Source organism: Oleiharenicola lentus (assembly GCF_004118375.1).
In the GTDB taxonomy this organism is placed as follows: domain Bacteria; phylum Verrucomicrobiota; class Verrucomicrobiia; order Opitutales; family Opitutaceae; genus Lacunisphaera; species Lacunisphaera lenta.
In genome coordinates this window covers 2302527-2327015 of the sequence record NZ_SDHX01000001.1, presented here as the reverse complement: position 1 = coordinate 2327015, position 24489 = coordinate 2302527, and the positions used below count along the sequence as shown (strand labels likewise).

Below are 24489 nucleotides of genomic sequence, written 5' to 3'. Positions count from 1 at the left end.
CGGCCGGTCATCAGCCGATGGCGAGCAGCTCGACCTCGAAAATGAGCGTCGCGTTGGGCGGAATGGCTCCCGGATAGCCGCCCGCGCCGTAGCCGAGGTGCGGCGGGATAGTCAGGCGCACCTTGTCGCCAATCTGCATTCGGGCCACGCCCAAATCCCAGCCGCCGATGACCTGGCCCAGACCGAGGCCGAAATGAAACGGCTCGTCGCGGTCCACGGAACTGTCGAACTTGCTGCCGTCGGTCAGCCAGCCGGTGTAGTGCACGGTCACGAGATCGCCCTTCTTGGGGGACGCGCCGGTGCCGGCCTTGAGTTTTTCAATGAGGAGTTGGTCGGAGGCCATGGGGCAAAGACAAGCCCGCGCGACGGAGCCGTCAACGGGCAAACCGGGGCTCAGGCCACGGACGTGATGGTCCGCTCGCTGCGCCGGGCGCCGAGGGTGAGCGTGATGCGGTCGCCCTGCCGGCGGCCGACCAGCTGCCGGCCCAGCGGCGAGGAAGGCGTGGTTACCATCACCATCGCGCCGTCGGTCTCGACCTCGGTGCCCCCGGCGCGGGGACCGATGAAGTAGCGGCTGTTGTCGTCGAGTCGCACCAGCGCGCCGAGGGCGATGGCCTCGCCCGGGCCGAAATCGCGGGGTTTCAGTGCGGTGAACTGGGCGACGGCCTCGGCGGCCTCCTCGGCGGCCCGGGACTGGCCGTGGGCGAGGTAGGAGGCCTCGAGGCCGCGGGTGTCGTATTTGTCCTCGGCCTTGTTCTCCTCGTGCGTCGCCTCCTCATGGGTGGCGAGGGCCGCCTTGGTCATGGCTTCGAGTTCGGCCCGGAGATGGGCGAGGATGCGCGCGTGCAGTTCGGTCTTGGGCATGATCAGGGCGTGCGGGGGCGGTCGTTGGTGAAACTCACGCGTTCAAGGATGGCGGTGAGGCGCGTGGAGAGCTGGTTGTCTTCCTCCTCCTTCGTGAGCCGGTAGGTGCTGCGCTGGGTCACGCGCTCGGCCAGCTCGATGCTGATGGCATAGACATGGCGGTCGCGCACAAAAATCAGCGTGCCGCGCTTGGCCACGGCGGGATCAGCCGGCGGACCGTCGAGCACGCGGCTGAGGTGCTCAAAGTGAGATCCACCGGGCAGCAGCGAGTAGCCGATCAGGGCGCCCCCCTGCAAATCCGGCAGGAAGCGGGCGCTCTCGACCGAGGCCCCGCGGAATCGGGACGCGAAGTTGGCCATCACGACATCCGTGAAGAAGAACAGCAGGTAGTCGCGCAGGCCGCGCGTGTCGTATTCCCAGCGCTGGGAGGCATCCATCGGGAAGCAGGCCACGCTGATGTGCGTGCCGTAGTTGTCCTGGAAGGTGACCACGTTCTCCGTGTCACTGATCGTGCCGCCCAGTTCGGTCAGGACGGGAGCGCGGATCCGAAACTGTGCGGTGGGCGAGACGTAGTTGTCGCCGTCCATGCGCCCGATCAACGGGGCCGCCATCACGGCGATGGCCGAGAGCCCGAAGGCGCAGCTGAGGAACAGAACGGACCGGAACATGAACGGGCAGGATGAAGGCAAGCGGACGAATTGGCAAGAGAGCCTCAGACCGCGAAGTCGCGCCAGAGTGCCACGGGCACCTGCTCGGCGCGGGATTGAGCGCTGAAGCCGGCGGCCTCCAGCCGGGCGAACCAGCGGGCGGCGGCCTCGGGCGCGAGCTTGCCGCGCAGGATGGAGCCGAGCTGCTTGCGGCGCTGCTGGAAGCAGGCGCGGATGAGCGCCTTGGTTTCGGCCGGGAAGATGAACGGTTCCGGCAGCCGCGCAAGGTTCAGCAGCACCGATTCGATGTCGGGCCGCGGGTGGAAACACGCGGCCGGCACCCGGTGGCCGGGCTCGAGGGCGAAGGCGGATTGCAGGAAAATCGAGATGGCCCCGAACAGCTTGGTGCCGGGCTTGGCCACATAACGCTCGGCGGCCTCGAGCTGGAGCATCAGCACCATGCGGTCCGGCAGCGGCCCCGAGAGCACGGCATCCATCCACGGCGTGGAGATCGCGTAGGGCAGGTTGGCGACGATTTTGAATGGCTTGGTTGGTAGCGCCGTTCTGTGACCGCCGGCCGTATCCGCGGGAAGGCGGTCACTGACCGCCGCGACAGGATCAAACCCCGCCAGCGGAAAATCCATGGCGTCGCCTTCCATCAAGTGCAGCCTCGGGTGGGAGGGCACCAACGTCTCGGTGAGATGCGCGTGGAGCTGGCGGTCTTTCTCCACCGCCCAGACCTCGGCGCCCGCTTCAAGCAATGCAGACGTCAGCGTGCCGAGTCCGGGGCCAACCTCGACCACGGTGTCGCCGGCCTTGATACCGGCGAGGTCGAGGGATTTGCGGACGATGTTGCCGTCCACGAGGAAATTCTGCCCGAGAAACCGCTTCGGCTGGTGCCCGAGCTTGGCGAGCAGTTCGCGGGTGCCTGTCGGAGTCAGCGGCATGGTCAGACTGGTTGCGGGAGCCGCTTGCGCATGGTCAGGTCGGTCGCCTCATACCCGAGTGACTCGTAGAGCGAACGAGCGATCCGGTTTTGGGCGAAGACATGGAGGCCGATGCGACGCAAGCCGAGTGCGGTGACCGCAGTCTCGAGCAGAAGCATCGCTTCACGACCATGGCCTCGACCACGGAATTCGTCGCGGATATGGAAATCGTAGAGGTAGGCATCGTCGCCCTGCCGGGCAAACCAGAGGCTGCCGACGACACGGGCATCAGCGGCATCGACCACCAGGTAAAGATAATGTCCGGGTGACGCCAAACCTTCCGGCAGCAGGCGATTGAGACTTTCTTCGGCTTGGGCGGGCGCGATGTTTTCCTGCCAGTCGCCGTTGGCCACCTTGGCAGCAGCGTAATCCGGAACCGTTCGCCGGCGCCACTCGGCGAAGTCGGTCGCGGTCATCGGCTGAAGGGTGAGGGCCATGCTCAGGCGGTTTGAAACGCGGAAATCAGTGCGGCGGGATCGGGCGCCCGCATGAGCGACTCGCCCACGAGCAGGGCGTGGGCGCCGCAGGCGCGGGCGCGGGCGGCGTCGGCGCCGGAGGTGAAACCGCTTTCGCTGACGGCGATCACATCCTTCGGGAAAAGCGGGATGAGGCGCTCGGAGAGACCGATGTCGGTCTTGAAAATGGCGAGGTCGCGGTTGTTCACGCCGATGATTTTCGCGCGATGCATCACGGCCCGGTCGAGTTCATCCTCGTTGTGGATTTCAAACAGCGCGTCGAGTCCCGCGGCCTGGGCGGCGGTGTGCAGGGCGGTGATCTCACCGTCGTCGAGCGCGCGGACGATGATCAGGATCGCGCTGGCGCCGGCCTCGCGCGCCTGCACGACCTGGATCGGGTGAACCATGAAATCCTTGCGCAGCGCGGGTATGGCCGGCGGGTTTTGACTGAAATCGGCCGCCACCTCGATCAGGTCGGCGAGGGTGCCGCCGAAGAACTCAGTGTCGGTGAGGATGGACAAGGCGCTGGCCCCGGCGGCGCGGTAGGCACGGGCTTGGGCGAGGGCGGAGGCGCCGGCCTTGATGTCGCCGGCGGAGGGCGAGCGGCGCTTGATCTCGGAAATGATGGCCAGCTTCCGGTCGGACCGGCGCAGGGCCGCGGCGAAGGAGGGCGGACGCGGCAGCCGGTGGTTCAGCTCGGCCAGTTCGGCGGCATAGACCGGCCGCACCAGCGGGGCGATTTCGCGGCGCTTGTGGGCCATGATTTCCGTTAACTTGTCCATGAGGAAGCCACCACGAAACACACGAAACACACGAAAGGAATAGGAAAATGCCGGGCTTTTTTGGTGTATTTCGTGTGTTTCGTGGTTACCCCAAGGACATGACGCCGATAGACGAACTTCGCCAGACGATGGCCCGGTTGCGGGCGCCGGACGGGTGTCCGTGGGACCGGGAGCAGACGCACCAGACCCTGGCGCGCTGCCTGATCGACGAGTGCAGCGAACTGCTCGACACGATTGACCGGAACGACATCCCGCACATGCGCGAGGAACTGGGCGACGTGCTCATCCAGGTGGTTTTCCACGCGCAGCTGGCCGCCGAACGCGGTGATTTCAACTTCGACGACGTGGCCCGTGAGATCAACGACAAGCTCGTGCGCCGCCACCCGCATGTCTTCGGCGACCACGGCAAGCTCGGCACCGCCGGCGAGGTCATCACCAAGTGGGAACAGATCAAGGCGACCGAGAAGAAGAACGGCCCCGCGCAGATCGGCGTGTTCAAGGACCAGCCGCCGCGCCTGCCGGCCCTGATGTTTGCCGAGGCCGTGGTGAAGCAGATCGAGAAGAAATCCCTGCCCGCCGACGGCATCGTGGATCAGGCAGCCATCGCCCGGACCGCGAACGGACTCACCGAGTCCGAGGCGGGCCGACGGCTGTTTGAACTCGCCGCCGCCTGCCGCCAGGCAGGCATCGATCCCGAGATGGCCCTGCGCAAGGAATGTGACCGCGTGATGCGCGATGTCGAAAGCCGTGTCCAGTCCCGAGCCTGAGCCCGCGCTGCCCCCCGCCGCTGCGGCGGAGTGGCTGCTGCCGTTTCTCGATTTCCTCGCCAAGGAGCGGCGTTATTCCGCCTACACCGTCCGAAATTACCGGCAGGCGGTGGAGGATTTCGCCGCGTGGCTGAAGCAGAGCGGCCGGGCGCCGGACGCGTTTGCGATGCTGGGCGCGCGGGACGTGCGCGACTTCGTCATCGAGGCACAACGACGCTTCGGCCGGCGCACGCTGCACAACCATGTGTCGGGCTTGCGGACGTTCTACCGCTACTGGATGCGCGAGGGCCGGCTGAAGAAGAACCCCTTCACGGGCGTGCCGCTGCCCAAGCTGGAGAAACCGCTGCCGAAATTCCTGACCGAGTCACAGATGCTGAAACTGCTGGCCGGACCGGATACCTTGCGGGCGCAGGAACAGATCGGCGAGTTCACCGCCTTGCGCGACCGGCTGGTGCTGGAAGTCATCTACGGCGGCGGCCTGCGCGTGAGCGAGGCCGTGGGGCTAAACTATGGCGCCGTGGACTTCGGCACCGGCAGTGCCCGCGTGCTCGGCAAAGGCCGCAAGGAGCGGATTTGTCCGCTCGGCGACACGGCCATGGCGCTGATCCGGAAATTCCGTGACACCCACGCGCGACGCCCCGGTCCGACCGACCCGGTGCTCGTGTCCGAGCGTCATGGCCGGATGAGCCCTGTCGAGGTGCAGAAGCTGGTGAAGAAGTATCTCGCCCTGGCCGACCTGCCGATGGACATCACGCCGCACAAGCTGCGGCATTCCTACGCCACGCACCTGCTCAACGCCGGCGCCGACCTGCGCTCGGTGCAGGAGCTGCTCGGCCATGCCAGCCTCACCACCACGCAGATCTACACCCACACGAGCGTGGCGCGCCTGAAGGAGATCCATGCCAAGGCGCATCCGCGGGCGTAGGCTGGAGTCGGACAGCTGGTGCGCAGAAGTGTGCCCGAGGCCGGAAATTCCGGACTGCACGGGGGCAGAAGTCACCTGGACAGCAAATCCGCGAGCATCAGCTCGGCGCGGGCACGCTCGGCGTCGGTTCCCTCTGATTGTTGCCCGGCCTTGCAATCCTGGATCGCGCCGTCGCGGTCACCCAGTGCAAGCCGGGCTTCGGCGCGGCCCAAGTAGGCTGCAATGCTGCCAAACCGGTCGATTGCGAAACCGAATTCCGCGGCCGCACCTGTGTAATCGCGAGTGACGAGTTTCCGCGCACCACTCTGCCTGAACTTCTCCGCTTCAACTTTGGCATCCGCTTCCATGGCTCTGGTGGCAGCAGCACTGTCCCGGAGTTCGTCAAAGCGGCGACCGGATCGGGTGACGACCCAGGCTTCGGCGATGCGTCCCTGGCGATAGGTGCCTTCGCCCCAGAGACTGCCGTTTTCATAGTAGGCCTTGAATAGTCCGTCAGGCACGCCGCCGCGAAAAGCGATCTCGAAGCGCCGACCTTCGGGAAGCTGGTAGGTGTGGATGCCGTCCTGGTCACGCCCCTCCCGGCCCGCGGAATCGGGCGGGCGAGTGGTGACGCGCCTGCCACGATAGCGGAGTCCAGTTTCCAACTGATAAACGCGGGCGTCGTCGTAGCCGCCAGTCTCCTGCTGCGGCCGCGGTTCGGTGACAATCAGTCCGCCAGAGTCAACCACGGCGAGCACTTCATGGCGCCGGACGGTGGTTCCATCGGGCAGGCGGACGGTCAGCGGAGAGCCCCAGTGGCGCCGGATGGGAAACTGAAAGGCGATGTCCGCGCCCTCGACATGGGGGAAAGCCTTTACGTAGCGATCCGGGCCGACGATGTCGTCGTAATGGATCATGATGCGGTCCGGATTCTCGATGTAGAATTGGTCGAGAGCGGCACTGGGCTGGCGCGGAAGCATTCCCTTGAGCCGGTTGGACTCACGAACCTTGGTGAAGGCGGTAAATAAACCGAACACCAGCAGCGCGGCGGTCGTGACGACAAGCATGATGCCCACACGCCCGAACCCTCGTTGTGGCCGGGCATCGGGTGAGAAAGGAAGCGACCCTGGAATCTGATCCATCGGATAAAAGGCCTGATGGCGACTCAATGGCGCGTGCTAGCGGCAGCGGCAAAACAAAAAGCCGGATCGGAAGGCCAGTTGTCTGCTGCCCAAACGCAAGAGTTTCTGAAAGAAGCCTCCTGATCGGGCTCTATTTAAGCGGCACGCGGGCAGAGGACGCGTTGCCGGTCTGGTCGTAGAGGATGATTTCGACGGAGGTGGCGCCGGCGGCGCGGGCTTCGGGGAGTTCGAGGCGGAAGGATTCCTCGCGGGCGTCGAGCAGGCCGTCCACGGGGTGCATGACGACGTCGCGCACGCCGTTGTTCAGCACGAACTCGGCGCCTTCGAGCAGGGCGAGCGCGTCGCGGCCGGTGATCGTGACCAAAAGTTTGCCGTCGGCACGACTGATCTGGGTGCCGGTGATGACGGGGGGCGTGCGATCCACCAGCAGGCTGTCGGTCTCGAAGGTATAGGTGATGCGCTGACCGGCGGGGCGCGGGGCTTGTTCGGCGACGTTGAGGCGAGTGAGGTAAAGTCCCTCGGCGAGGCCGCCAGTCTCGAATTGCACGAAGCTGTCGGTTGTGCCGACCGTCAGGTCGGTCCAGTCGCCCTGTGCGGTGTCCGGGCGGATCGAGAAGGTGTAGGCGAGGGCGTCCCCGTCGGGGTCGTTCACGCTCCAATAGACGACCTGCACGCCGGTTTGCGGGATGACCTGGCTGTTGAGCAGGGCGCCGCGACGCTGGCCGGGCGAAGGCTCGTCCTTGTTGTCCCGCTGGCTCGGGAACAGCAGCTGGCCGAGCGTGGCGACGACGGTCGGAGCAGGCTCGGGCGCGGGCACGATGCCCTGATTTGGCGGGAAGATGCGGAAGTCACTCAGCGAGGGACGGCGATTCTGCGGGCGGTGATACTGCACGGCCTTGTCCAGCTGGAAGTCGGCCGCCTTGCCCGGCAGGGTCAGCCGGTAACGCACGTAACGGCCGCGCAGGCTGTCGGCGGTGAAGCCGCCGTCGCGCAGGGTGAGCTTGGTCCACGGGGACCAGCCCTCGAGTTCGTCGTTGCCGTAGTTGGTGCTGATCTCGAGTTGGAGCGCCGATTCGTCGAGTCCGCGCAGGCGCGGGAAACGCACGGCACCGAGGTCGCCGGCCTGGCCGAGGTCGAGGCGCTTGGTCTCGAGGCTGCGCTCGGCGGCGCCGTTGAAGGCCATGAGCGCGAGGCCGGGGGCGTTGTTGCGCAGGAGCAGGTAGCGGCCGTCGTCGAGAACCGCCAGGTCGTTGAGCTGGGCCGAAGCGCTGCCGGCGAACGTCAATGAGCGGCGGGCCGCCGGATCGTAGCCGAAGGTGTCGCCCTGTTCGCCGGCGGTCAGCAGCAGCCAATCGCCATGGCGGGCGAGCCGGTAGAACGAGACGTTGGGCTTGCCCATGACGCTCTCGGGGAACCCGTCGGCCGGGAAACGCACCACGGTGCTGCGACCGGCGAAGGCGGGCTTGGTGGTATCACGATCGGGGGCACGGCTGTCGTCCTTGGTCTCGGCGGGCGGCTTGGCCGCGAGGCGCAGGGCGTCGCCCGGCGTGAACACGAGGGCGGCGTGGAAACCGCCTTCAGCGTCGGGCAGCAGGTCCACGACCTCGGCGTCGCGGTTTTCCTGGAGAAAGAGCGGGGCGCCGCCGGCCGCGGCGAAGCTGTAGAGATTTCCCTTGGGCGAGGAGCCGGCAACGATGCGGCCGTCGCTCAGGCGGGCGAGGCGGCGGACGTTGCGGTCGCGGATCTCGCCAAAGAGCGTGATGCCGCGGTCGGAGAGCAACGTGTCGTTCTCGACCTTGCCCTCGATCACGCCAGCGGCGGCGAGTTTCTTGAGGTCGAGCTTGTAGATTTTGCCGGGATTGCCGGTGGCGGCGAGCACGGTGCCGTCGGGCAGAGCGAGCAGGTCGAAGACCGAGTCGGCGGGCAGCGGAACGCGAGCGGTGGTCTTGCCGTCTTTCACGACATAGAGCGCAGCGGTTGGCGAGGTGCCGACGAGCAGCGCGCCGTCGGGCAGGGGCAGCAGGGAGATGGCGTGGGTCTCGTCCACATCGGCGACTTCGCGGACGGTGTAAGTGGAGTCCTTGGGATTGTAGGTGATTTCCTGGACCTTACCGTCGGGGCCGGTGCCGACGAGGAAGCGGTTGTTACCGAGGGCCTCGAGGTTCCAGAGGATGTCGCCGATCTTCGGGCCGGTGAGGTCGGTGAAAACCGGTCCGGGCAGGAGGCGTCCGTCGGATCGGGCGGCAAGGCCCTTGAGGTTGCGGCTGGCGACGTCGCGCCCGAAGTCGATGTCCAGCTGCTTGGTGAGGGGATCGGCGCGGAGGCCGAGGCAGGTCACCACAAAACACACGAAATACACGAAAGGGGGATTAGGGCGGAGGAACATGAAGTGGGTTTGCCGGCGTGTCATCTTGAGCGAAGCGAAGGATCCAGAGTCATCGAACAGACTGGATTCTTCGCTTCGCTCAGAATGACTGAAATTAAAGAGAACGCATCAGTCCGCGATGTTGAGCGGTTTGCGGAGCTGGATGTTGAAGAGCGTGCCGGGGAGGATGTGTTGCTCCCAGAGCGGGGCGAGGACGTCGCGTCGCTGGAAGCGGGCCTCGTCGGCGGCGCGCGCGATGCGTTCGAGCGAGCCGGGCATTTCCGCGGTGCTGTCGCGCTGGTCGGTCAGCAAGCGGGTTTTCTCGACCACGGCGACGTAGAGGCCGTCGGTGCGGCGGAACTGGCGGAGCGCGGAAATGTATTCGTCGAAGCCGCGCAACTGCGCCACGACGAAGGTGCGGGAGCGGCCGGTCAGCTCGTCGAGGGCCGGACCGTTCGTCACGATCACCTCCAGGTCCTTGCCGGCCCACTCGCGCGGGATGTCGAGGCCGAGCGCCTCGGTGCGGCTGGCCCGCTGGAAGCCGCGCCAGCCGAGGCTGAGGTCCACATGCTCGCCGGGCAGGGCGCTGGTGCGGGACACTTGGAACTGCTCGACGATGCCCTGCGGGCTGTCGGGCGTGTCCTCAACGGCGAAGCGGATGCGATCGGGGAAAACGCGCTCGTAGGGGTTGAAGAGCCACAGCGAGAGATTGCCCACGAATTCGGTCAGGCCCTGGTTGAGCCCCTGCGGCCCCGGGTAGATCTGGCTGAGCTCGACCGGCTCGCGGCCGGGAAACTCGACATTCACCGTCACGCGGAAGCCTCGGGTGAAGCCGGATTCGTTGGAGCCGTTGACCGCCTGCGCCAGGCCGGAGGCGGCGATGATCGGCAACACCTGCTCGTGGCGGACGACGCGGAAGTTGAGGGATTTCCGGTTCTGGCGCGTGGGAAAACTGATCTCAACCGGCACCATCGCGGGCTCGCGACCGAGTTCGCCGTAGATGCCGGAAAGGCGGTCCTGGCTGAACGCGCCGATGATCGGTCCGGTGTTGGAGACCTTGATCGAGTTGAGCTGGCTCGGAAGAATCGTGACCACCTCGGCGGCGGCCATCGGCAACTCGGTGGCGCCGAGCGACAGCATCGGGTGACCGAAGGCGAGGACGTGCGAACCGTCCACATGCGAAACCGTGCCCGTGCCGGCAATCGTGATGTCGCCCACGGCGAGGGCCACGGCGACGACGCCGCCGGGCTGGAGGGCGGGCGGAGCGCCGAGTGCGGAGGGTTGGGCGCCGGAATCGAGACTGCCGCCGAGGGCGTTGAAGGAAAGGCCGAGGGAGTCGAACTGCGGCGCGACCAGTCCGGCCACGAGCGGGGAAAGACCACCGGCGGTGAAAGCGGGCGTGAGCGGCTGGATGTCGCTCGGGGCGGTGGAGCGGGCGCTTTGGCCGCCCTTGATCGGGATGGGGGTGGGATTGAGCGCATCGCGCGGCGCCGGCAGCGTGGAGACTTCCAGCATGTCCTTGATCGGCGTGAAGCCGGCGTGGCGCACGGTCTCGAAGCGCTGGATCTGGTAGGCCAGCACGCCTGCGAGCTTGCCGTCAATGTAGAGCGGGCTGCCGCTCATGCCGGCCACGGCACCCATGCCCTGGACCCGCGGGTCGGTGAGTTCGCAGAGGATCATGCTCTTGCCCGGACCGAGGGCGTTGCGGAGCACGCCGGTCACCTGCACGGCGAAGGGCTCGGGGGCGCTGCCCCGGAAGACGGTCCAGACCTCGCCCTTCATGCCGGGCTGCAATTCCTCGAGCGCGAGCAGCGGGGCGTTGTGTGGCTGGGCGAAGGAAAACACGCAGGAGCAAAGGAGCAAAGCCATGCCCCGCATCATGCCTACTTGGCTGCCTCGCTGCTTGGTGTTCATGCCGAGAAGATAACGGCTGGTGGTGGAAGTTCCTTAGAGGGACTTAATGGCAGAGGTGATGACTTCGCAAGCGCGGTCAATGGCCGGGCCCTCGTGGGCGGTGCTGAGGAACCAGGCCTCGTAGGCGCTGGGCGGAAGATAGACCCCGCCGTCGAGACAGGCGCGGAAGAATCGGCCGAAGAGCTTGGCGTCGGAGGTCAGCGCGGTGGCCATGTCGCGGACCGGCGTGGGCGTGAAGAAAAGGCTCAGCATGGAGCCGACCTGCGGCGTTTGCAGCGGGAGGCCTTTCGCCAGCGCGGCGGCACGGGCGGCGCCGACCAACTGGAGGCCCATCGCATCGAGGCGCGGGTAGGGCTTCACCTCGTCGAGCAGGCGCAGTTGGGCGATGCCCGCGGCCATCGCAAGGGGGTTGCCGCTGAGCGTGCCGGCCTGATACACCGGACCAAGCGGGGCGAGGTAATCCATGATGTCGGCCCGGCCACCAAATGCGCCGACCGGCAGGCCGCCGCCGATGATTTTACCCAGAGCGGTCAGGTCGGGCGTGATTTTCTCCAGCTCCTGCACACCGCCGCGAGCGAGGCGGAAGCCGGTCATGACCTCGTCGAAGATGAGCACGGTGCCGTGGGCGGCGGTGACCTTGCGGACGTGCTGGAGGTAACCGGGGTCGGGCTTGATGAAACCGACGTTGCCGATGTAGGGCTCGAGAATGACGCAGGCGATCTGACCGGGGTTGGCCGCGAAGGCCGCGTCGAGCGCGGCGGTGTCGTTGTAGGGCAGGACCACGGTCTCGCGGGCGAAGGCCGCCGGCACGCCGGCGCTGTCGGGGTTGCCGTGGGTAAGCGCGCCCGAGCCGGCCGCGACGAGCAGAGAGTCGCTGTGGCCGTGGTAGCAGCCGGCGAACTTGATGATCTTGTCGCGCTTGGTGAAGCCGCGCGCGAGGCGGATGGCCGACATCGTGGCCTCGGTCCCGCTGCTGCACATGCGGACCTTCTGGATCGACGGGAAAAACGACACGATCAGCTCGGCCATCTCGACCTCGTAGGGATTCGGGGTGCCGAAGGAGGTGCCGCGCTCGAGGGCGTCGGCGATGGCAGCCTTGATGCGCGGGTGGTTGTGCCCGTGGATGGCCGGTCCCCAGGTGCAGACAAAGTCGATCAGTTCGCGGCCGTCGGCCGTGGTGAGGGTGGCGCCTTGGGCGGACTTGGTGAAGAACGGCGCCCCACCGACGGAGCGAAAGGCCCGGACCGGCGAATTGACGCCACCGGGGATGAGTTGCAGGGCGCGGGCGAAGAGTTGTTCGGAGGAGGAAGGCATGGGGCTTATAGGACTTATAGGGCCTACAGGGCTTATGGGATGATGGCTGCGGAGCTGACTCGCCTCAGCTCACATATTTTTGCACGATCGGGATGCGGCGGCCAACGCCGAAGGCGAGGGGGGTGATCTTCAGGCCGGGGGCGGCTTGCTTTCGCTTGTATTCGTTGAGGTCCACTTTGCGGACGATGTCGTTGACGATGGCCTGATCGAAGCCCTGCGCAATGAGGTCCGCGCGGGAGAGGCCTTCCTCGACGTAGCCCTTGAGAATCGCGTCGAGCATGTCGTAGGGCGGTAGGCTGTCCTGGTCGGTCTGGTCGGGGCGCAGCTCGGCGCTGGGGGCTTTGTCGATGGAGTTGACCGGGATGATCGGCTTGTGGCGGTTGATCCAGCGGGAGAGGGCATAGACTTGCGTCTTGAACACGTCGCTGATGACCGCGAGGCCTCCGCACATGTCGCCGTAGAGCGTGCAGTAGCCAACGGCCAGTTCGCTCTTGTTGCCGGTGGTGAGCAGCAGAGCGCCGAACTTGTTGGAGATGGCCATGAGCAAGAGGCCGCGGGCGCGGGCCTGGATGTTTTCCTCGGCGATGTCGCGCGGGCGGCCGGCGAAAAGCGGTTCGAGGGTCTTTTCCCCGGCGGCGACCACATCGGCGATGGACAGCGTGTGGTAGGCGATGCCGAGATTCTTGGCGACGGCGGCGGCATCGTCGCGCGAATGCTGGCTGGAGATGACCGATGGCAGGCTGACGCCGATGACGTTTTGCGGGCCGAGCGCCTCGGCGGCGATGACGGCGGTGAGGGCGGAATCGATGCCGCCGGAGAGGCCGAGGAGCGCCTTCTTGAAACCGGTCTTGCGGGCGTAGTCGCGCACGCCGAGCACGAGCGCCTCGTAGATGTCGGCGAGCTCCTCCTGGCTGAAGCTGGCGTGGAGGTAGGGGGCGTCGGCGGGATTGGGCACGACCGGCGGACGGCTGTGCGGGGTGACCTTGCCAAGCTCGATGACCTGCAGGTCGTCGCGAAAGGCCGCGAGTCCGGCCAGCATCCGGCCGTTGGCGTCGGTCGCGAGGCTGCGGCCGTCGAAGATGAGTTCGTCGTTGCCGCCGATGGCGTTGACGTAGGCGACCGGGCAACCGAGGCGGCGTGCGGTGTCGGCGACGAGGGTGTGGCGGACGTGACCCTTGCCGTGATACCAGGGGCTGGCGGAGAGGTTCACCATCAGGTCGCACTTGCCGACGAGCTGGGCGACGGGGTCCACGCCGTTGTAGAGGTGGCGGGTGGAGATCATGCTGTGCGTCCAGATGTCCTCGCAGATGGTGAGGCCGATGCGGCGTCCGCCGAACTCCACGACCGTGGGGCTGGCGGCGGGCTCGAAGTAGCGGTCCTCGTCGAATACGTCGTAGGTCGGCAGCAGGCATTTCCGGCCGGAGGTGAGGATCTTGCCGGCCTGGCAGAACGCCGCGGAATTGAAATAAGGGCGACCCTGGCGCGTGGTGTTGGTCTCGGTGTAGCCGATCACGGCCGGTACCGCGCCGATGCTGGCGGCGATTTCGCGGGTCATAACCTCGACGTCGGCCACGAAGCGGCGCTTGAAGAGCAGGTCGCGCGGGGGGTAGCCGCTGACGACTAGTTCGGGGAAGACGACCAGTTCAGCGCCCTGGGCGACGAGGGTCTTGTAGGCGGCCTCGATGAGCCGACGGTTTCCGGCGAGGTCGCCGACGAGGGTGTTGATTTGGGCCAGGCCGATGCGCATGGAAATTGGATTAGACAACTGGGGCCCAAGCCGCCGGACTGCAACACCGCATCCTCCGCCAAAGCGCTCTGGGTGACAGGCATAGCCCGCATGACTTCAGACCCCAAAGGCCCTCGTCTCATCCTCGCCTCCGCCTCGCCGCGGCGGCGCGAACTGCTGGCCGGACTCGGGTATGAATTCAGCATCGTCCCGGCCGAGGTGACCGAGCACGAGGCGCCGGACGCCGATCCGCGGGCGATGGTCGCGCACAACGCCGCGCTCAAGGCCGACTGGGTCGCCGCGCGGCATCCCGACGCCACGGTCATCGGCGCCGACACGACGGTGTTCATCGAGCGCACCGTGCTCAACAAGCCCCGCGACGCCGCCGAAGCCCGCGCCATGCTGAGGATGCTCAGCGGACGCACGCACACGGTTTTTACCGGGCTGGCCGTGCGACGTCTGCGCGACGGGCTGAAGCTCGACCGGGGCGTAGCCAGCGACGTGACTTTCAAGGCCCTGGACGAGGCGACCATCGAGCTCTACCTGAGCCGCGTCCACACTCTCGACAAGGCCGGCGGCTATGGAATCCAAGAGCACGGCGACCTCATCGTAGCCGGGTTCACCGGGTCGCTGACAAATATTGTGGGGTTGCCGGTGGATGAAATGAAACAACTTTTGACTCAGGCGGGTCTAGGGCGTTGATTTTACAACCAATCCGTGAGCACCTCCCGTTACGCCGCCTTTGGGGACCGTCCCGAGGCACCTGAAAAAGAAGGTTCCGACCGCTCGATCCTCTTCGGCATCGTTGGAACCGTGCTGTTCCACATCCTGCTGGCGGTGCTTGCGCCGAATTTCGCCTTCGAGGATTTTTCGGGCGTTCACACCGGCATCCACCTGAACACGGTCAACCGCGGGCAGACCTTCGATTTTGAACTGGCGCAGGACACTCGCGAGCAGGAGCGCGATCCGTTTCGCTTCGTCGAAACCAATCCCGACGCACCGGAAAACGAACCCGACAAGACGATCAATTTCAGCAACCGCAACCAGCAGTCCGCCCAGATGGAGGCGGCCAAGGAACTCGATCCCGAGCGCCGCCCGTCGATCACCAACGGGCAGGACGAGATCAAGAACGATATGTCCATCGTGACCGGGGACATGGCCGAGCCGCAGGACGGGAACGCCGCGCGCCCCGAGCGCGAGGCGACCGCCGAGGCGGACCAGCAGGAGCAGCTCGTGCGCATGCTCCAGACCCCTGACGCCGGCGTGGAGAAAATCCAAGGCGACGATCCCAATGGCATCGCCAGCAACATTTCCAACAGCAAGGCCGCCTCCACGCACGCCGATCACGAAGCGGCGGGCGCGGCGGATTCACAAAATCCGGACGGCGGTCTGGTAGCGGTGACAGCCGCCAGCAAGGCCCAACCCAAGGCCAGGCCGCGGCTGACGGCGCCGCGCACCACGATTCTGACCAACCGGGCGGCGGGGGTGGCCAACATCGGCATAACGGGGATCGACGCCCGCTGGAGCGAATACGGCGAATACCTGCAGGAGCTGATCGAGATCATCCAGGCCTCGTGGTATCGCATCCTCGATGAGAGCCGGGTCTCGCCTCCGCGTGGCTCCATGGTGGCGGTCACGTTCAAGATAAATGCCCAAGGCGAGACCGACATCGTGAAGGTTGAGGACGAGGGCGCGGGTAAGCAGGGCGTGTTCTCCTGTCAAAACGCCATCCAGGCGCGTCAGCCCTACCGCAAGTGGACGGAGCAGATGATCGCGATGATGGGTGAGGAGCAGACCCTGACTTTCCGTTTTTATCACCGGTGACCGTGAGTGTGTCCGCTGATTTTTGGGAAACGCTGCCGCTGGGCGAAGGAGTACAGGCGCTACGCACCGACGCGAACGGACTCACGGCCTTCGACAAACCCTCCGGCGTGCTCTCGCATCCCAACGGCTCGGAAGACGAAGCCCGTTCGCTGCTCTCCTGCCGCTACGATAAGGAGGCCCAGTGTTTTCAATGGAAGGCCGACGACGGCACGATGCGCCGGCTCTGGCTGCTCAACCGCCTCGATTCCGCGACCTCGGGCGTGATCCTCGTCGCCGCGACCGAGAAGCTGGCCACGGCGGTGCGCGAACACTTCGCAAAGAAGCAGGTACGGAAAATCTACAATGCGCTCGTGTTCGGTCGTCCGCACAAGGAGCGCGAGCTCTGGCGCGACCAGCTGGCCGTCAGCAAACAGGGCGGCCAGATTCGCACGGCTGCGCGCGGCAACATTCCCGCCGAGACGCATTTCGAGCTGCTGCGGCATCTGCAGCGCAGTTTCTCGACCTCGCTCGTCCGCCTCGAACCGAAGACCGGCCGCAGCCACCAGTTGCGCGTGCAGTGCGCCAAGCGCGAGCTGCCGATCATCGGCGACCAGACCTACGGCGACTTCAGCCTGAACCGCGCCTTCAAGAAGGCCACCGGCAGCGACCGGCTGTTCCTGCACTCGCTTGAGACCGCGTTCACGTATGAGTTCGCCGGCCGCAGCCACGCCTTCAAGGCGAGTGCGCCGCTGCCGAAGGAGTTTTTGAGCGGGTATTGAGAGGGGCGTTGATCGCGAGATGGAGGGCCCAGCTCCAGCTGGGCCGCGGTCGGTGCGGAGACCGACCCTCCAAGTGGCAGGCGTTTCCGAATCTGGAGGGCTGGTCTCCGCACCAGCCGTCTTCAATCATGCCAGCGTAGCAGATTAAGTTCACCCTGAAATGGCCACTCATCAGGGTGATTGGCCAATCCAGCCCGCACGGGATTCTGCCGCACATATTCCCATTTGGCGTCGTTGCTTTCATGCTGACGGAGTTGGGTGTCCCAGTGATCAGCCTGCCAAAGGGTTCCTGCGGACGCCTTGATTGATTTGCTGACCGCCGTTTTCCAGAACCGTATCCAACTGCCCAAGGGCGTGGGCGAAAACTGACCGGGGGCACAGAATAGATGTATGTGATCGGGCATGATCACGTAGCGGCCGACCTGCCAGTGCGTCGCATCGGACCAGGCAGTCACGAGGCACTGATGCAGTTCTGGATTTGCCAGACAAGGCCGCCGCCCTTTGGTGCAGACGGTCAGGAAGATGATGGTGGACCGATTGCCCTGAATCCTCGGGGGTAAATGCGCAGGGTGTTGCCGACTGGGCTGGACGAAGCTATCGTTCGGTTCGTGCATTGATGCGGTCGGTGCGGAGACCGACCCTCCATTGTCGATCATCGAACCCAATGAAGGAGGGCTGGTCTCCGTACCAGCCGTTTCCCCTCACAACAAATCCATCTGCGCGTCATCCGCGGCGGCGACGCTGATCTTCTTTTTCGGCTTTGATTGCGGGGCGGCGGGGAGGGTGACGGTGACGTCGTCGGACTCGAGCTGGGCGAGGATGGTCTTCGCGCGGTCGATCACGGGCAGCGGCAGGCCGGCAAGACGGGCGACCTGGATGCCGTAGCTGCGGTCGGCGGCGCCGGGGACGACGCGGCGCACGAAGACGATGTCGTCGTTCCACTCCTTCACGGCGACGGACCAGTTCTTGAGCCGGGGCAGGTGTTTCTCGAGCTGGGTCAGCTCCTGGTAATGCGTGGCGAAGAGCGTGCGCGGGCCGCGGTCGGCCCCGCGGTGCAGGTGCTCGACCACCGCCCAGGCGATGCTGAGGCCGTCGTAGGTCGAGGTCCCGCGGCCGATCTCGTCGAGGATGATCAGCGAGCGGTCCGTGGTGTTGTTGAGGATGTTGGCGGTCTCGTTCATCTCGACCATGAAGGTCGAGTTGCCGCGCGCGAGGTCGTCGCTCGCACCGACGCGGGAGAAGATGCGGTCCACGAGGCCGACGCGGCAGGCCTTGGCCGGCACCCAGCAGCCGACCTGCGCCATCAGCGTGATGAGCGCGACCTGGCGGATGTAGGTGGACTTGCCGGCCATGTTGGGACCGGTGATGAGCTGGATCTGCGAGTCGGTCGCGGAGAGACCGGTGTCGTTCGGGACGAAAGTGTAGCTGCCGGCGAGACCGAGGCGCTCGGTCTTCATCATCTGCTCGACGACAGGGTGACGGCCGTCGGTGATGCTGAGCACATCCCCTTCGTCGAGTTCGGGGCGGCAGTAATCCCATTCGCGCGCGAGCACGGCCCAGCCGGCCAGCACGTCGAGCTCGGCGAGCGCGTCTGCCGTGGCGGCGAGGGACACGGATTCGTCGAGCACGGCGGCGACCAGGGCGGTGAACAGCTCCAGTTCGCGCGCGAGGGACTTTTCCTCGGCGGAGAAAATCTCCTTCTCCTTCAGCTTGAGTTCCTCGGTGACGAAGCGTTCGCCGCTCGCGGTGGTCTGCTTGCGCACGTAGTCGGCGGGCACACTGGCGAGGTTGGCCTTGGTGACCTCGATGTAGTAACCGAAGACGGAGGTGTAGCGAACCTTGAGGCTCTTGATGCCCGAGCGCTCCTGCTCCTTGCGCTCCAGCTCGGCGAGCCACGACTTGTTGTCGGTGGTGAGCCCGCGCAGGCGGTCCAGCTCGGCGTCGTAACCGGCGCGGATGTAGTTGCCGTCCTGTAGGTCGTTCGGGAGTTCGTCGGCCAGCCCTCGAGCCAACAGGTCGCGCAGGGCCGGCAGGTCGGTGATGCGGGCGCGAATGTGCGAGACCACGCCGCCGTGGTGCCCCACGAGGTGCGAGTCGAGCAGGTCGAGGCAGGCGAGAATGGGCGGGATCTGCGCGAGGGTGTCGCGCACGCCGCCGAGCTCGCGCGGGTTGCGCAGGCGGTTCTGCAGCCGGCTGAGGATGCGCGGGATGTCGCGGACCTTGTTGAGCAGTTCGCGCAGCGCGGCGAGATCGCCGGGTTGAGCGACAAACTCGCCGACGGCGGCCTGACGGCGTTGGATTTCGAGCAGGTCGAGGCCGGGCGCAGCGAGCCAGCGTTCGAGCAGACGGGAACCGGCCGCGGTCGTCGTGCGCTCGATGGCCCCGAGCAACGAGGCTTCACGCGTGCCGCGCGTGGCCTGGAAAATCTCGAGGTTGCGCAGCGTGGCCGGGTCGAGGAGCAGGGTGCGCGTGCTGCGGTATTCCTGGAGCGAGCGGAGGTTCTCGGGTTTGGCGCAGAGGTTTTCGGTGGCGTAGTGGACCACCGCGCCCGCGGCGCCGAGGGCGGGGTGCGAGTTGGCGAGGCCGAAGCCCTGCAGGTTCAGCACGCCCAGCGCCTCCATCACGGTACGCGCGCCGCCGGTGACCTCGAAATGGTAGCCGGGCAGTTCGGAGCAGAGGCGCGGCGAGCAGAAGTGGTGCAGCGCATGGACGGCGTGCTGTTCGTGCGGGGCGGCCTGCCATTTCTCCAACTGGCCCTCGATCAGCACGAGTTCGGCCGGGTCGAGGGCCGTGAGCACGGGCAGGAGGTTTTCGGGCTTCGGATCGGACGCCAGGCGGAACTCGCCGGTGGAGAGATCGAGCCACGCGGCGTGCAGGCCGGCGTCGTTGAGCGTGAGCGCGCAGAGGTAGTGGTTCTTGGCCGCGTCGAGCTGGCTGGCGGAGAGCGTGGTGCCGGGGGAGAGGATGCGCGTGAGCTGGCGCTTCACGAGCTTGCCGGCCTTGGCGGGCTCGGCCTGGTCGCAGACCGCGACCTTCTTGCCGGCGGTGAGGAGCTTGGAAATGTAGTTGTCCGCGGCGTGGTGCGGTATGCCGCACATCGGGGTGTCGCCGCGCTTGGTCAGGGTGATGCCGAGAATCCGTGAGGCCACCTCGGCGTCGGCGAAGAACATCTCGTAGAAATCGCCGAGCCGGAAGAGCAGGAGCGTGTTCGCCGGGAGGCCGCGCTTGACCTCGAAATACTGCTGCATCATCGGCGTGAGCTTCTCAGACATGGGGCAGAAGTCAGAGAACAGAGGTCAGAGGTCAGCAAGGCAATTTCCGCATGAATGGGCTGGCCTTGCTGTTGCGAATTCTGGCATCTGACAGCGGATGGGCGTAACCATTCATCACGTTGATCTGGGTGGGCAGGGGAATCCCCCGCTGCTTCTGCTGCACGGGCTGCTGGGGTCTTCGCGCAACTGGCAGACGGCCGGCAAGGATCTTACTTTAGACTGGCAGGTGATGGCCCTCGACGCCCGCAACCACGGGCGATCGCCACACGACGCGGCCATGAACTATGAGGTGCTGGCGGACGATGTCGCGGCGTGGATGCAGGCACGGGGCATGGGGCGAGCGACGCTAGTCGGGCACAGCATGGGCGGGAAGACGGCTATGCTGCTGGCCTGCCGCCGTCCGGAACTGGTCGAGAGGTTGGTAGTCGTGGACATCGCGCCCAAGGACTATTTCTGGGTCGCACACCGCGGCGAGTTTGCCGCCATGAACGAGCTGGACCTGAGCAGCATCCAGTCACGCGGCGAAGCCGAGATGCGCTTCGAGGCGCGGGTGCCGAATCTGGGGATGCGAAAATTCCTCACCACCAACCTCGACCGCGACGAGGCCGGCCGTTGGAAGTGGACGGTGAATCTGCCGGTGCTGACCGAGGCGCTACCGGGGCTGGAGCGCAACAGTCTCGGCGCGGGTGATCGCTACGAGGGACCGACGCTGTTCATCGCCGGCGGCAAGTCCCAATACGTCCAGCCGGGCGATCACGAGACAATCCGCCGGCATTTCCCTTCGGCGCGCATCGAGGTGATTCCCGAGTCCGGGCACAACCCGCACATGGAGGCGCGGGAACGATTCGTGGCACTGGTGAGGAGCCCCTGACTTGTAGGGTCGGCGCTTGCGCCGACCTCATGTGCAAGTGGGGTGCTCGGGAGCGAGGTCGTCGCAAACCACGACCCTACAAACAAGCCCGCTCAAGTCTCATGCACCATCGGCACGTTGGTGTCCTTGTGGGCGAGGACGGCGGCGCGGCTGCGCTCGGCGAAGGGCAGCCATTTCCGGGTCTTCCAGCGACGATACATGATGACGCCACGCAGCCACTCATCGAGGGTCATGGCGATCCAGATGCCGACCAGCCCCCAGCCGAGATAAACGCCAAGCAGCCAGGAATTCGGCACCCACAGCAGCCACATGCAGGCGGCGCCGATCTGGACGGGGAAACGGGCGTCGCCGGTCGCACGAAGCGAGTTGATGACGACGATGTTGAAGACCCGCCCGATCTCGAGGGCGAAGGCGATACGGAGGAGCAGCGTTCCTCCCGCGACGATCTCCGGGTCGGACGAGAACAATCCGATCAGGTGCGGGGCCACCAGCGCGATGATCACCATGCCGCCGGCGGCCAGCATCAGGCTGAGTTTCACGCTGGAGAGCAGCTGCCGGTAGGCGCCCTCGAAGTCGCCGGCCCCGATGAGGCGGCCCACAACGATCTCCGTGCCGAGGCCGAGTGAGAGACTGAACAAAATCACCAGAGACTGCACCGTCTGGGTGTAGGCCATGATCGAGAGACTCTTGGCCCCCATGTGGCCGATGAAGCCCGTGACCGTGAGCAGGGCCAGCCAGTAGGTCATGTGCTCGCCTGCCGCCGGCAACCCGATGTGCAGGATGCGTCGGATACGGTCCATCGGCAGATCAAACGGCGTGCGCCAGTGCATCCGGATGCCCAGGCGCCGGCTGAGCAGAATGAGCAGCGCGGCGGTCGCCACGAGACGGCTGAAGACACTGGCCGCGGCCACGCCCTCGACCCCGAGCTTGGGCAAACCGAACCAGCCGAAGAGCACGAGCGACACGCCAACAACGTTGATGATATTTTGGCCAACGGTGACGAACATCACGTCTCGCGTGTTGCCGTGCGCCCGGAGAATGGCGCCGATGGAGATGTTGATCGATTCCAGGAACAGGGTGCCGCCCATCAGCGCCATGAAAGGCAGGGCGTAGGCCATGAGTTCCTCCGGCAGCTGCATCAGTCGCAGCAGTTGCTCGTTGAAGGCGAAGATGACCGCGCTGGCCAGCAGGCCCATCCAGAGATTCACGCCGAGGGCGGTGGAGGCTATCTTCTCGGCGCCCTTCTGGTCGCCCGCGCCGAGGTGGTGGGTGATGACCACGCTCGTGCCGATGCCGATGAAGTTGAAGCAGATGATCGCCAGCATGATCAGCCGGTGCGACACACCCAGCGCCGCCACCGCGCCGTCGGAGACGTGCGCCACCATGAACGTGTCCACCGTGCCGATGAGGATGCGCAGGCTCTGCTCGACAAAGATCGGCCAGGCGATCGAGAGGAGGGTCGGTGTCTTGGTGCTGTTGGTCGGCTGATGATTCATTTCCCGCAATCCGACCTAACACAGACTGTGCCAAGGCGAGTAAAGCTGATTTCCGGGCTATTGTTTGTCCATTCGGCCCTGCTCAATCAGCGCCAGAAACTCGGATATCGATTGAGGGCGTTTATAGGCGGCGTTGATGAACTGCTGAAATCCTCCGTGCTTTTCACATTCAACTACCAGCATGTGAAAACGCCATGCCTCCTCTGTATCGGCAAATGGGATTTCGTTAAGCCAGAGAAGTGATTGCTGGGTATAGATATTCTGATCGAGCGAATATCCATCACCACCATGGTGCCCATCACCATGCCCCAAAGCATGGAAATGATAAGCCGGACCACCAGCCCACTCGTGCTGATGCGGTTTGCCGAAGATTCTTTCGTAGATGCTGTTTGGAAAATACGGCTTCTTGATGGTCCAGATGGTGAAGTCGTTTAGTTTGTGCCGTATTTCGCCCCTCTTGCCTCCGCAGATTCTGCATGTGAACGTTAATTCCGAATAGTTCTGCGAAGCACTGCGATACGCCAACCACATCGTCAGTATCAGCGCCACAAGCATTAGCCCGACTTGCAGGCGATTGTGCATAGGAAGCCTCATGCAGAAACAACGGACGATGAACTGAAAACTTAGCGCCTTGCCCAAATCCGCAGCGACGACAGCAGGAAATTCTCCAGCGCGGCGGACTCGTTGAGGTTCAGGCGGAGGAGGCCGGTGTCGTGTTCGAGCTGGGCGATGGCGCCGACGGCGGCCCGCCTGACGGTCTCGGGACTGCTGGCCTCGGCGGCCAGGCGCTGCATGGCGAAGTCCCGCGTGGTGCGCTCGATCTCGGCAAAGAGTTTGGTGCGGACGCCGTTGGCGATGCCGGTCTCGATGGCGGCCTGCTCGTCGTCGCCGAGGTCCTCGGGCAGCTTCTCCTTCTGCTGCTTCCAGATCTGGTCGGTGGCGGCGGCGAGGACGGCGTTGAAGCGCGTGATGAGGCCGTAAACGGCCATGACCTGATCGGCGATGGCGCGCTTGTCGGCCTGGCCTGCGGAGGCGTGGCCGAGCCAGGCGGCGTAGTCGGCGAGCGTCGATTTCCAGAGATCGCGGATGGCCGCGTCTGCATCGACCAGCGCCTCGTGGCCGTCGTCGGTGAAACGGAAGTGCAGGCAGCGGCTGCGGATCGTGGGCAGGAGCGAGTAGGGGCGGGTGGTCAGCAGCAGGATGGTCGTGCTGGCGGTCGGCTCCTCAAGGGTCTTGAGGAAGACATTGGCCGTGGGAATGTTCATCCGGTCGGCCTCATAGACGACGAGGACCTTGCGCAGGGAGACCTGCGGGGAAACCTGGATGCGGCCGATGATCTCGCGCATGGGCTCGACGCCGATCTGGCGGGACTTGCCGGCCGGACGCAGGGCGAGGAAGTCGGGGTGCTGCTTGGGCGGAAAATACTGCGTCGGCTGCCGCGGGTCGTTGAGCAGGCGGTCGGCGATGGCGTGGGCCACGCTGGCGAGGGTGCTGAGGTTCTCGCCGTGCAGCAGCAGGCTGTGCGCGAGCCGCTGGCGTTCGATGGCGCGCTCCAAGACGGAGACCGTCGGCGTGCCGGCGAGGGCAGGGGGCCAGGGCGTGACGGTGGGGGCGGACATGGGTTGCGGATATCGAGTGAAGGCGGGGTTCGGTGACCCCGCCCTACAACAGAAGAATTTAGCCGAGGCGTTTTTGGACGATGGCCCAGATTTTCTTCTCGATGGCGGCGGGCGTCAGCGTGCCGTCGAGCACGACGACGCGATCGGGCCACTCCTTCGCGAGCAGCAGGTAGCCTTCGCGGACCTTCTTGTAGAACGTGATGTTCTCGCGCTCCATGCGGTCGGGCAGGTCAGAGGCGCGCTGGCGCACGCGTTGGAGGCTGACCTCGGTGGGCACGTCGATGACGATGGTGAGGTCGGGCATCACATTGCCGACGGCGAAACGGTTGATCTCGGCCACCGGGCCGGGGGCGAGGTTGCGGGCGATGCCCTGATAGACGGTCGAGGAGTCGAGGAACCGGTCGCTCAGGACGACGGCGCCGCGTTTGAGGGCGGGGGCAATGACCTCGCGGACGACCTGGGCACGGGCGGCGGTGAAGAGGAGCAGCTCGGTCTCGGGCGTCATTTCGTCGCCCTTGGAATTATGGACGATGATGTTCCGGATCTGCTCGCCGATCTCAGTGCCGCCGGGCTCGCGGGTGGCGACGACCTCGCGGCCGGACTTTTGCAGACGGTCGGCCAAGCGGGCGATCTGGGTGGATTTGCCGCTGCCTTCGGAGCCCTCGAAGGAGATGAGTTTGCCGGCGGATTTGGTCTTGGGGGGCATGGGAAAGGTGAGGCCGCCAGCGAACCAAGCGCCGGAAGGCCGCGCAACAGATTTCAATGGCGCGTCTCCGGCATTTT

General features: G+C 65.6%; 23 protein-coding genes. 6 read left to right on the top strand and 17 right to left on the bottom strand.

What is annotated here, in order from left to right:
• Nucleotides 1–10: 10 nt before the first annotated feature.
• From ESB00_RS09710 to ESB00_RS09685, 6 genes are read right to left on the bottom strand one after another with little or no spacing between them, the layout of a single operon-like run.
• Nucleotides 11–343 (bottom strand): FKBP-type peptidyl-prolyl cis-trans isomerase, encoded by a 333-nt coding sequence (locus ESB00_RS09710; protein WP_129047494.1) that lies wholly within the window; start codon nucleotides 341–343, stop codon nucleotides 11–13.
• 50 nt (nucleotides 344–393) lie between these two features.
• Nucleotides 394–864, bottom strand: a complete 471-nt coding sequence (locus ESB00_RS09705; RefSeq protein WP_129047493.1) for a transcription elongation factor GreAB — start codon at nucleotides 862–864, stop codon at nucleotides 394–396.
• A 2-nt stretch (nucleotides 865–866) separates the two neighbouring features.
• Nucleotides 867–1532, bottom strand: a complete 666-nt coding sequence (locus ESB00_RS09700; protein ID WP_129047492.1) for a hypothetical protein — start codon at nucleotides 1530–1532, stop codon at nucleotides 867–869.
• 44 nt (nucleotides 1533–1576) lie between these two features.
• Nucleotides 1577–2458 (bottom strand): 16S rRNA (adenine(1518)-N(6)/adenine(1519)-N(6))-dimethyltransferase RsmA, encoded by an 882-nt coding sequence (gene rsmA / locus ESB00_RS09695; RefSeq protein ID WP_129047491.1) that lies wholly within the window; start codon nucleotides 2456–2458, stop codon nucleotides 1577–1579.
• A 2-nt stretch (nucleotides 2459–2460) separates the two neighbouring features.
• Nucleotides 2461–2934, bottom strand: a complete 474-nt coding sequence (locus ESB00_RS09690) for a GNAT family N-acetyltransferase (RefSeq protein WP_129047490.1) — start codon at nucleotides 2932–2934, stop codon at nucleotides 2461–2463.
• Between the two features lie 2 nt (nucleotides 2935–2936).
• Nucleotides 2937–3734, bottom strand: coding sequence for an indole-3-glycerol phosphate synthase TrpC (locus ESB00_RS09685; protein ID WP_129047489.1), 798 nt, complete (start codon nucleotides 3732–3734; stop codon nucleotides 2937–2939).
• Nucleotides 3735–3832: 98 nt separating this feature from the next.
• Here ESB00_RS09685 and ESB00_RS09680 point away from each other — a divergent pair, with 98 nt between their 5' ends.
• Both ESB00_RS09680 and ESB00_RS09675 read left to right on the top strand, forming a co-directional pair.
• Nucleotides 3833–4501: a MazG family protein gene (locus ESB00_RS09680; protein WP_129047488.1), complete on the top strand. Its 669-nt coding sequence runs from the start codon at nucleotides 3833–3835 to the stop codon at nucleotides 4499–4501.
• Nucleotides 4482–5426 (top strand): tyrosine recombinase XerC, encoded by a 945-nt coding sequence (locus ESB00_RS09675; protein WP_246026453.1) that lies wholly within the window; start codon nucleotides 4482–4484, stop codon nucleotides 5424–5426. The genes ESB00_RS09680 and ESB00_RS09675 overlap by 20 nt, the downstream gene beginning before the upstream one ends.
• Nucleotides 5427–5497: 71 nt before the next feature.
• On the opposite strand, the gene ESB00_RS09670 is transcribed toward ESB00_RS09675, so the two are convergent.
• From ESB00_RS09670 to ESB00_RS09650, 5 genes are all read right to left on the bottom strand, one after another.
• Nucleotides 5498–6481: a toxin-antitoxin system YwqK family antitoxin gene (locus ESB00_RS09670; protein WP_218938722.1), complete on the bottom strand. Its 984-nt coding sequence runs from the start codon at nucleotides 6479–6481 to the stop codon at nucleotides 5498–5500.
• Between the two features lie 196 nt (nucleotides 6482–6677).
• Entirely contained in the window at nucleotides 6678–8933 is a 2256-nt protein-coding gene (locus tag ESB00_RS09665; protein WP_129047485.1) for a hypothetical protein, read from the bottom strand.
• A 108-nt stretch (nucleotides 8934–9041) separates the two neighbouring features.
• The gene (locus ESB00_RS09660; protein ID WP_218938721.1) at nucleotides 9042–10781 is read right to left on the bottom strand and encodes a SpoIVB peptidase S55 domain-containing protein; all 1740 of its coding nucleotides are present in this window, start codon (nucleotides 10779–10781) and stop codon (nucleotides 9042–9044) included.
• Between the two features lie 78 nt (nucleotides 10782–10859).
• Nucleotides 10860–12140, bottom strand: coding sequence for a glutamate-1-semialdehyde 2,1-aminomutase (hemL, locus tag ESB00_RS09655; protein ID WP_129047483.1), 1281 nt, complete (start codon nucleotides 12138–12140; stop codon nucleotides 10860–10862).
• 64 nt (nucleotides 12141–12204) lie between these two features.
• Entirely contained in the window at nucleotides 12205–13887 is a 1683-nt protein-coding gene (locus ESB00_RS09650) for an NAD+ synthase (RefSeq protein ID WP_129047482.1), read from the bottom strand.
• A 90-nt stretch (nucleotides 13888–13977) separates the two neighbouring features.
• Between ESB00_RS09650 and ESB00_RS09645 the strand changes: the two genes are divergently transcribed.
• From ESB00_RS09645 to ESB00_RS09635, 3 genes are read left to right on the top strand one after another with little or no spacing between them, the layout of a single operon-like run.
• A complete protein-coding gene (locus ESB00_RS09645) occupies nucleotides 13978–14568 on the top strand; it encodes a Maf family protein (RefSeq protein WP_129047481.1) in 591 nt (196 codons plus the stop codon).
• A gap of 15 nt (nucleotides 14569–14583) precedes the next feature.
• Entirely contained in the window at nucleotides 14584–15690 is a 1107-nt protein-coding gene (locus tag ESB00_RS09640; RefSeq protein ID WP_129047480.1) for a hypothetical protein, read from the top strand.
• A gap of 2 nt (nucleotides 15691–15692) precedes the next feature.
• Nucleotides 15693–16448, top strand: a complete 756-nt coding sequence (locus tag ESB00_RS09635; RefSeq protein ID WP_129047479.1) for an RluA family pseudouridine synthase — start codon at nucleotides 15693–15695, stop codon at nucleotides 16446–16448.
• A gap of 122 nt (nucleotides 16449–16570) precedes the next feature.
• Here ESB00_RS09635 and ESB00_RS09630 read toward each other — a convergent pair whose 3' ends face one another.
• Together ESB00_RS09630 and mutS are read right to left on the bottom strand one after the other, a co-directional pair.
• Nucleotides 16571–17104, bottom strand: a complete 534-nt coding sequence (locus ESB00_RS09630; RefSeq protein ID WP_129047478.1) for an REP-associated tyrosine transposase — start codon at nucleotides 17102–17104, stop codon at nucleotides 16571–16573.
• Between the two features lie 45 nt (nucleotides 17105–17149).
• The gene (mutS, locus tag ESB00_RS09625) at nucleotides 17150–19720 is read right to left on the bottom strand and encodes a DNA mismatch repair protein MutS (RefSeq protein WP_129047477.1); all 2571 of its coding nucleotides are present in this window, start codon (nucleotides 19718–19720) and stop codon (nucleotides 17150–17152) included.
• Between the two features lie 97 nt (nucleotides 19721–19817).
• Between mutS and ESB00_RS09620 the strand changes: the two genes are divergently transcribed.
• Nucleotides 19818–20591 (top strand): alpha/beta fold hydrolase, encoded by a 774-nt coding sequence (locus ESB00_RS09620; RefSeq protein WP_129047476.1) that lies wholly within the window; start codon nucleotides 19818–19820, stop codon nucleotides 20589–20591.
• Nucleotides 20592–20683: 92 nt separating this feature from the next.
• On the opposite strand, the gene ESB00_RS09615 is transcribed toward ESB00_RS09620, so the two are convergent.
• The 4 genes from ESB00_RS09615 to tmk are packed head-to-tail and all read right to left on the bottom strand — an operon-like array spanning nucleotide 20684 to nucleotide 24412.
• On the bottom strand, nucleotides 20684–22087 hold the full coding sequence (locus ESB00_RS09615; RefSeq protein WP_129047475.1) for an MATE family efflux transporter: 1404 nt from the start codon (nucleotides 22085–22087) through the stop codon (nucleotides 20684–20686).
• A 57-nt stretch (nucleotides 22088–22144) separates the two neighbouring features.
• The gene (locus ESB00_RS09610) at nucleotides 22145–22669 is read right to left on the bottom strand and encodes a hypothetical protein (protein ID WP_129047474.1); all 525 of its coding nucleotides are present in this window, start codon (nucleotides 22667–22669) and stop codon (nucleotides 22145–22147) included.
• A 41-nt stretch (nucleotides 22670–22710) separates the two neighbouring features.
• Nucleotides 22711–23706, bottom strand: coding sequence for a DNA polymerase III subunit delta' (locus ESB00_RS09605; RefSeq protein WP_129047473.1), 996 nt, complete (start codon nucleotides 23704–23706; stop codon nucleotides 22711–22713).
• A 58-nt stretch (nucleotides 23707–23764) separates the two neighbouring features.
• A complete protein-coding gene (gene tmk, locus ESB00_RS09600) occupies nucleotides 23765–24412 on the bottom strand; it encodes a dTMP kinase (protein WP_129047472.1) in 648 nt (215 codons plus the stop codon).
• Between the last annotated feature and the right edge of the window lie 77 nt (nucleotides 24413–24489).

Excerpts from the sequence above, each read along its gene's own strand:
- ESB00_RS09605 (WP_129047473.1), bottom strand. The coding sequence starts at position 23,706 with ATGTCCGCCCCCACCGTCACGCCCTGGCCCCCTGCCCTCGCCGGCACG.
- ESB00_RS09685 (WP_129047489.1), bottom strand. The coding sequence starts at position 3,734 with ATGGACAAGTTAACGGAAATCATGGCCCACAAGCGCCGCGAAATCGCC.
- ESB00_RS09680 (WP_129047488.1), top strand. The coding sequence starts at position 3,833 with ATGACGCCGATAGACGAACTTCGCCAGACGATGGCCCGGTTGCGGGCG.
- ESB00_RS09615 (WP_129047475.1), bottom strand. The coding sequence starts at position 22,087 with ATGAATCATCAGCCGACCAACAGCACCAAGACACCGACCCTCCTCTCG.
- ESB00_RS09645 (WP_129047481.1), top strand. The coding sequence starts at position 13,978 with ATGACTTCAGACCCCAAAGGCCCTCGTCTCATCCTCGCCTCCGCCTCG.
- ESB00_RS09630 (WP_129047478.1), bottom strand. The coding sequence starts at position 17,104 with ATGATCGACAATGGAGGGTCGGTCTCCGCACCGACCGCATCAATGCAC.
- ESB00_RS09705 (WP_129047493.1), bottom strand. The coding sequence starts at position 864 with ATGCCCAAGACCGAACTGCACGCGCGCATCCTCGCCCATCTCCGGGCC.
- mutS (WP_129047477.1), bottom strand. The coding sequence starts at position 19,720 with ATGTCTGAGAAGCTCACGCCGATGATGCAGCAGTATTTCGAGGTCAAG.
- ESB00_RS09650 (WP_129047482.1), bottom strand. The coding sequence starts at position 13,887 with ATGCGCATCGGCCTGGCCCAAATCAACACCCTCGTCGGCGACCTCGCC.
- ESB00_RS09700 (WP_129047492.1), bottom strand. The coding sequence starts at position 1,532 with ATGTTCCGGTCCGTTCTGTTCCTCAGCTGCGCCTTCGGGCTCTCGGCC.
- hemL (WP_129047483.1), bottom strand. The coding sequence starts at position 12,140 with ATGCCTTCCTCCTCCGAACAACTCTTCGCCCGCGCCCTGCAACTCATC.
- rsmA (WP_129047491.1), bottom strand. The coding sequence starts at position 2,458 with ATGCCGCTGACTCCGACAGGCACCCGCGAACTGCTCGCCAAGCTCGGG.
- tmk (WP_129047472.1), bottom strand. The coding sequence starts at position 24,412 with ATGCCCCCCAAGACCAAATCCGCCGGCAAACTCATCTCCTTCGAGGGC.
- ESB00_RS09690 (WP_129047490.1), bottom strand. The coding sequence starts at position 2,934 with ATGGCCCTCACCCTTCAGCCGATGACCGCGACCGACTTCGCCGAGTGG.
- ESB00_RS09610 (WP_129047474.1), bottom strand. The coding sequence starts at position 22,669 with ATGCACAATCGCCTGCAAGTCGGGCTAATGCTTGTGGCGCTGATACTG.
- ESB00_RS09660 (WP_218938721.1), bottom strand. The coding sequence starts at position 10,781 with ATGGCTTTGCTCCTTTGCTCCTGCGTGTTTTCCTTCGCCCAGCCACAC.
- ESB00_RS09620 (WP_129047476.1), top strand. The coding sequence starts at position 19,818 with ATGGGCGTAACCATTCATCACGTTGATCTGGGTGGGCAGGGGAATCCC.
- ESB00_RS09710 (WP_129047494.1), bottom strand. The coding sequence starts at position 343 with ATGGCCTCCGACCAACTCCTCATTGAAAAACTCAAGGCCGGCACCGGC.
- ESB00_RS09665 (WP_129047485.1), bottom strand. The coding sequence starts at position 8,933 with ATGTTCCTCCGCCCTAATCCCCCTTTCGTGTATTTCGTGTGTTTTGTG.